The sequence below is a fragment of the Roseovarius gahaiensis genome, from assembly GCF_011601345.1.
Lineage (GTDB): Bacteria > Pseudomonadota > Alphaproteobacteria > Rhodobacterales > Rhodobacteraceae > Roseovarius > Roseovarius gahaiensis.
The window spans coordinates 48,868-55,069 of the sequence record NZ_JAAORB010000015.1 but is presented as its reverse complement, the minus strand read 5'-3'; the positions used below and the strand labels follow the sequence as shown (position 1 = coordinate 55,069).

The following is a 6,202-nucleotide window of genomic DNA, read 5'->3' as shown; positions in this document are numbered from 1 at the left end:
GCGCTTTAGCACTTTATCCCAACCACTTGCGCGCGACCTTCAAGCGGCGCACCAAGATCAGCCCAATCGCCGTGCCGCGGGGGCGGCCCGGCGATGCGCGGCGGCCTTCGGCCTTGATCCCGCGCGGGAACTTCGCATTCAAATTTCTGCTCTGAGGCTAACAGCTGTCACCTCATATTCCCACGCGGACGACTTTCCCCCTGACCTCAAGCCAGCCCACCAATGCGACACCTGTGTTAGGTACTGGACATCAGGAAGCGCCAAGCAGGGCTCGACACAGGTCGGCGGAACGAAAGCGCCGGGTTGCAAACCGGTCTGGAACGGTATTCTGTGCCGCGACCGGGCAAGAGAAAGGGCAAGCAATATGAACACCATGTTAGGCGTCATCGGCGGATCGGGGCTGTATCAGATCGAAGGTCTGGACAAGGCTGAATGGATCAGTGTCGAAACCCTTTGGGGCGATCCCAGTGACCAAATCCTGACTGGCATTCTGGACGGCATCCGCATGGCGTTTTTGCCGCGTCACGGGCGCGGGCATGTGCATTCCCCCAGCACCGTGCCCTATCGCGCCAATATCGACGCATTAAAGCGATTGGGCGTGACGGATGTGATCAGCGTCAGCGCCTGTGGCAGTTTTCGCGAAGAGATGGCGCCGGGCGATTTCGTGATCGTGGATCAGTTCATCGACCGGACAACCGCCCGCGAGACAAGCTTTTTCGGCAGCGGCTGCGTGGCCCATGTCAGCGTCGCACACCCCACCTGCCCCCGGCTGGGCGCGGCCTGCACCGAGGCCGCGGGCGCAGCAGGCGTCACGGTGCATGATGGCGGCACCTATCTGGCGATGGAAGGCCCGCAATTCAGCACCTTGGCGGAATCGAAAATGTACCGCGAGGTCTGGGGCGCGGATGTGATCGGAATGACCAACATGCCCGAAGCGAAATTGGCCCGCGAGGCCGAGCTTTGCTATGCCTCGGTCGCGATGATCACCGACTATGACAGCTGGCATCCGGCACATGGCGAGGTGGACGTGACCCAAATCATCGCAACGCTGATGGGAAATGCCGACAAGGGCCGCGAAATGGTACGCCGCTTGCCCGCCCTTCTAGGACCGGACCGCGCGCCCTGCCCGCATGGCTGCGACCGGGCGCTCGACAATGCCGTTCTGACCGCGCCCGAAGCGCGCGATGCCGCTTTGGTGGCAAAACTGGACGCCGTGGCAGGCCGGGTGTTGGATTAGACGTGAATGGTGCGGGCCTCAGCCCCCCAAGCCCATTTTGGCCAGATATCCGTTGGCCTTAAGCTGTTCACCCAACCAGACTGATCCCTCGGGCGTCAGGTGGAACCCGTCATACATCACGATGGTTTCGGGCCCCAGAAAGGTGGTGCATCCGGGTGCGGCGCAAATCATCTCTAGCGGGTCGATGAAGCGATCCCCCAACGCTTCGGTCAGCTTGGCATTCACCTCAACCGCTGTTTCGTGCGGGGTTGTCTGCCACGCCATGCAGTCATCTAGGCATGCATTCAAAATCTCTGGCCGGTCAAACTCCACGCTTTTGGTGCCAAACACCCAGAACTTTTCGCCATATTTATCGACCAATCGCGCGTGACTGTCCTGCATCAGATCGGCCTCCCATTCGGTCCAAGCCGTGGCCAGAATGACCACATCAGCCTGCGCAATCAGTTTATCGGTCTTGGGATCGGACAAGTCATTGTGTTGCGGGGCGCACATGTTGAACCGGTCCTCGCGCAAGAACTCAGCAAATTTTTCGCGTGGCAGGAATAGGTTTCCACATGTCGCACCGACTTGTGCACTGACAACCGATACCCCGGGCGCGATCACGGCATTCAACGCGTTTTGCAAATCGGCCGAGTTACTATCGCCGATCAGCAATAGCTTGGTTTCGGCATCCGGGTCAAAATCCTGCAGGCGCGTCGCATCCTTGGCCTGCCAGACGATGCGGCTGAATTCATCGTTGCGGTCAAACAGGTCAACAACGCCTTGCGGGTAACGAAAGACATTGCCGTTGCTGGCCGCTCCCATAACGCCAAGCGCAATCACCGCCACCGAGGATGTGACAGCAAACCCCCATATCGTGGGTCTTGAGCCAAAAACCTTCCGGTGGCGCGTGGGTGTTTCGACATAGCGATAACTGAAAACCGACAGCAAGGCCGTCGCCAGCAGCATCAGCCCCGTATGCCACAGCGGCGCATTGTGGCCCATGGTATGGCCATAGAAGGCAAGGATCGGCTGGTGCCACAGATACGCACTGTAGGACACAAGCCCGATGGCCACCATCGGGCGCCACGACAACAGCCTATGCGCCAGCGTGCCGGGCACCGCGAATAAGATGACAGCCACAACACCGGCCACCGGAACCACCGCGTAAAAGCTGGGAAACGGTGTGCCGCTGTCATAGGCAAAGATTGCAAATGCGATGGCCACAAGACCCAAGGCCGAAAGCGCATTGGCCAAAGCAGGCCGAACCGCAACGGTCCGTTTATCGACATAAAAAGCGATGAAGGCCCCGGCCAGCAATTCCCACGCCCGCGCGGGTAACAGGAAAAACCCGGCTTCGGGTTCCTGATAGGCGGCCCAATGCGCCAAAAGCAGGCTGAACACGAACACCCCGATCAGGATCTTGACGATCCGCCCTGTGCCCCAGCGCCAAGCGAGCATCAGGAAGACGGGGAATATGATGTAATATTGCTCTTCGACCGCCAAGCTCCAGGTATGCAACAGCGGCTTGATCTCGGCGGCGGTGTCGAAATAGCCGCTTTCGCTCCAGAACAGGAAATTCGATGAAAACGTCGCCACGGCAATCAGGCTTTGCGCGAAATCCTTCATATCGGTGGGGAACAGCGTGAACCATGCCACCGGCAAACAGCACAAAACCACGAAGAACAACGCCGGTAGGATGCGTCGCGCGCGCCGCTCGTAGAAGTTCAGTAGGCTGAAGCGGCCTTCGTTCATCTCGGTCAGAATGATCGAGGTGATCAGATAACCCGAAATCACAAAGAAAACGTCAACGCCAATATAGCCGCCGCCAAACACCTCAAAGCCCGCGTGGAACAAGATGACAGGCACGACCGCAACAGCGCGCAAGCCGTCGATTTCTGCACGATATTTCACTTTGACGATCTCCGCACTGGCATGGTCTTGGCTGGCTCCACATACTGAGCAAGCCGATTGGAGTAAATAGGCCGGCCCACCCGCACAGAACCGTTGTCGATCCCTGTGTTGGGCTTGCAAGGCAAGACCTTTTGGGTCAAACCCAAGCGCGGACCAAGATTGCACAAGGCCATGCCATGCCCGTTCTTCGCACCGTCAAGGATTACATCCGCACCATCGTCGATTTCCCGCACGAGGGTATTTTGTTTCGCGATGTGACCACGCTTTTCGCCGATCCGCGCGGGTTTCGCATGGCCATCGACCAGATGCTGCACCCCTATGCAGGCGAACGGATCGACAAAGTTGTCGGCCTTGAGGCGCGCGGCTTTATCCTTGGCGGCGCGATTGCGCATCAGCTGGCACTGGGTTTCGTGCCGATCCGCAAGAAAGGCAAACTTCCCGGCGCGGTGATCTCAGAGGAATATCAGCTGGAATACGGCGAGGCGGTGGTCGAAATCCACGACGACGCAATCCAACCGGGGGAAAAAGTCCTTGTGGTCGATGACCTGCTCGCCACGGGTGGCACGGCAGAGGCCGGGATCAAGCTGATCGAACGGCTGGGCGGTGAAATTGTCGGCTGCGCCTTTATCGTCGACCTGCCCGAATTGGGTGGACGCCAGAAACTGGAAGCGATGGGCATGGATGTGCACGTCTTGTGCGAGTTCGAAGGCGCCTGAAGGCACATCCCCGGCCTACGGTCAGCAATCGGACAGTTCCACCGATCACGCCCAAGAAAATCATCAAACCTTGTAGTAATCGCGATACCACGCCACGAATTGCGCAATCCCGTCGCACACATCGGTTTGCGGCTTGTAGCCTGTCAGATCGTGCAAAAGACTGGCATCCGCCCATGTGGCGGGCACATCGCCCTTTTGCATTTCCATCAGGTTGCGCTGTGCCGGCATGCCCAGAACCTCCTCGATGGCCTCCACGAAATCCAACAATTTCACGGTGTTGGAGTTGCCGATATTGACCACCCGCCAAGGGGCCACGGGCGACAGGCTGTCGCCGGGGGCGATGTCATCAGGGCTGTCGGGGCGGGCCGGCACCGCATCCATCAACAAACGGATACCGCGCACCAGATCGCTGATATAGGTGAAATCGCGATACATCTCACCGTGGTTGTAAATGTCGATCGGTCGCCCCTCAAGAATCGCCGAGACGAATTTGAACAGCGCCATATCGGGCCGCCCCCATGGGCCATAAACAGTGAAAAACCGGAACATCGAGGTGGGCAGGTTCCACAGATGCGCATAGGAATGGCCCATCGCCTCGGTCGTCTTTTTGGTGGCGGCGTAGATCGTCATCTGGCTGTCGGCCTTCATCGTCTCGGCATAGGGCATATCGGTGTTCGCCCCGTAAACCGAACTGGTCGAGGCCATCAGCAGATGTTTTACCGCGTGGCGGCGGGCCACCTCCATCACATTGAACGTGCCCACAACGTTGGCGTCGATATAGGCGCGGGGGTTTTCAAGGCTGTAGCGCACCCCGGCCTGCGCGGCGAGATGCACGATGATGTCAGGCTGAAAGCTATCGGTGATGCGGTCCAGCGTATCGGCGTCTTCCAGCATCGCCTCGGTCGCCGTGAATCCGGGTTTTTGCAGCAGCATCTGGTGACGACGCTGTTTTAGCGTGACGTCGTAGTAATCGGTCATCCCGTCCAGCCCGTGCACCTGGAACCCCTCATCCAGAAGAAGATCGGCCAGATGGTAGCCGATGAACCCCGCCGTGCCGGTGATGAAAACCCGTGTCATACGCCGCATCCTTTTACTGTCACTCGCTCGACGCGAGCGATAGCCGCTGTGCGCAATCGGCACAAGGCCCGGCACGCCCGCCCGTTTTGACAGCCCGGCGTGTTGATCTGGACAAAGCGCCGTTTCTGCGTAGGTTTGAAAGCTGACAGATCAAACAGGGATAGGCGCAATCATGCAAACCCGTTTGCGGCCCGGTGAAGAAACCGCCGACACCCCCACGGCCCATGATGCCGCCTTGCATTTCATAGGCCGGATTCACACCCCATGGGACAGCCGCGCGCTGTGCCCCCGGCAAGGAAAACCCGACGGGCCCGAATGCCGGATCGAGGTGTTTGCCCCATGGGATCGCGCCTTGGAGGGGATCGAAAGCTATAGCCGCCTTGAAATCCTGTATTGGCTGGATCGCGCGCGCCGTGACCTGATCCGCCAAAACCCCAAAGGCGACGGCGAACGGTTTTTTGGCACCTTTGCCCTACGCTCGCCGCAGCGGCCCAACCCGATCGGCACGGCACTGGTCAATCTGGAGCGGGTCAACGGCAATTGCCTGATCGTGCGCGGGCTGGATTGCCTGAACGGCACGCCGCTGATCGACATCAAGCCCGACCGCTGCGAATTCACGCCGAAGGCACCTGACAAGCCGGGGGTGACATCATAACGCGTCCGCTTGCGGCGCGTATCATCGCCGCTTTCATGCAGCTAACTGACCCCGCGAGGTCGTCGATAACGCGGGGCCTGCCGTGTCCTTGCCAAAGCGGATCGCGTGTTTGACGCGCCGCCCGGTCAGGCCGCGTCGTAGCTGGTGAAAACCTCGGTTGTGCCATCGCGACGGATCAGATGCACATCATACGCTTCGCGTTGGTTTTCCGGCCCCATGCCGGGCGATCCATACGGCATTCCGGGCACCGACAGTCCCACAGCATCGGGACGGTCGCGCAACAAGCGCCGGATGTCGGCGGTGGGCACGTGACCTTCGATCATGTAGCCCTCTATCCGCGCCGTGTGACACGAGGCCATCTTGGCCGGAATGCCGTTGTCCATCTTGTATTGGCTCAACGCGGTGCCGAAACTGGTTTCGGTACTGACATCAAAGCCGTCACGCTGCAAAATCTCGATCCATGCGCCACAGCACCCGCAATTTGGGTCTTTCATGACGTGGATTTGCAAAGGCGAGGCCGCAGCTGCGCCGGGCACCCCCGCAACGAGGCCAGCAAACGCTGCGCATGAAACAAATCCGCGACGGGTTAAACGGTGTGGTGACATGGCCGGTCTCCTTATTTAT

Annotated in this window: 6 protein-coding genes; 3 read left to right on the top strand and 3 right to left on the bottom strand. The window is 59.5% G+C overall.

Annotated elements, in window-relative coordinates; translation table 11 throughout:
• Positions 1-364 precede the first annotated feature (364 nt).
• Complete coding sequence (locus HAT86_RS09480) at positions 365-1,237, top strand: S-methyl-5'-thioadenosine phosphorylase (RefSeq protein WP_167196388.1); 873 nt, start codon at positions 365-367, stop codon at positions 1,235-1,237.
• Positions 1,238-1,255: 18 nt separating this feature from the next.
• On the opposite strand, the gene HAT86_RS09475 is transcribed toward HAT86_RS09480, so the two are convergent.
• On the bottom strand, positions 1,256-3,130 hold the full coding sequence (locus tag HAT86_RS09475) for an acyltransferase family protein (RefSeq protein WP_167196386.1): 1,875 nt from the start codon (positions 3,128-3,130) through the stop codon (positions 1,256-1,258).
• A 176-nt stretch (positions 3,131-3,306) separates the two neighbouring features.
• On the opposite strand from HAT86_RS09475, the gene HAT86_RS09470 reads away from it, so the two are divergent.
• A complete protein-coding gene (locus HAT86_RS09470; protein WP_167196383.1) occupies positions 3,307-3,846 on the top strand; it encodes an adenine phosphoribosyltransferase in 540 nt (179 codons plus the stop codon).
• Between the two features lie 63 nt (positions 3,847-3,909).
• Here the strand turns inward: HAT86_RS09470 and HAT86_RS09465 are convergent, their stop codons facing one another.
• Entirely contained in the window at positions 3,910-4,923 is a 1,014-nt protein-coding gene (locus HAT86_RS09465) for an NAD-dependent epimerase/dehydratase family protein (RefSeq protein WP_167196380.1), read from the bottom strand.
• Positions 4,924-5,095: 172 nt separating this feature from the next.
• On the opposite strand from HAT86_RS09465, the gene tsaA reads away from it, so the two are divergent.
• Complete coding sequence (gene tsaA, locus HAT86_RS09460) at positions 5,096-5,578, top strand: tRNA (N6-threonylcarbamoyladenosine(37)-N6)-methyltransferase TrmO (RefSeq protein WP_167196377.1); 483 nt, start codon at positions 5,096-5,098, stop codon at positions 5,576-5,578.
• 125 nt (positions 5,579-5,703) lie between these two features.
• On the opposite strand, the gene HAT86_RS09455 is transcribed toward tsaA, so the two are convergent.
• Positions 5,704-6,183, bottom strand: a complete 480-nt coding sequence (locus tag HAT86_RS09455) for a DUF411 domain-containing protein (RefSeq protein ID WP_167196373.1) — start codon at positions 6,181-6,183, stop codon at positions 5,704-5,706.
• Between the last annotated feature and the right edge of the window lie 19 nt (positions 6,184-6,202).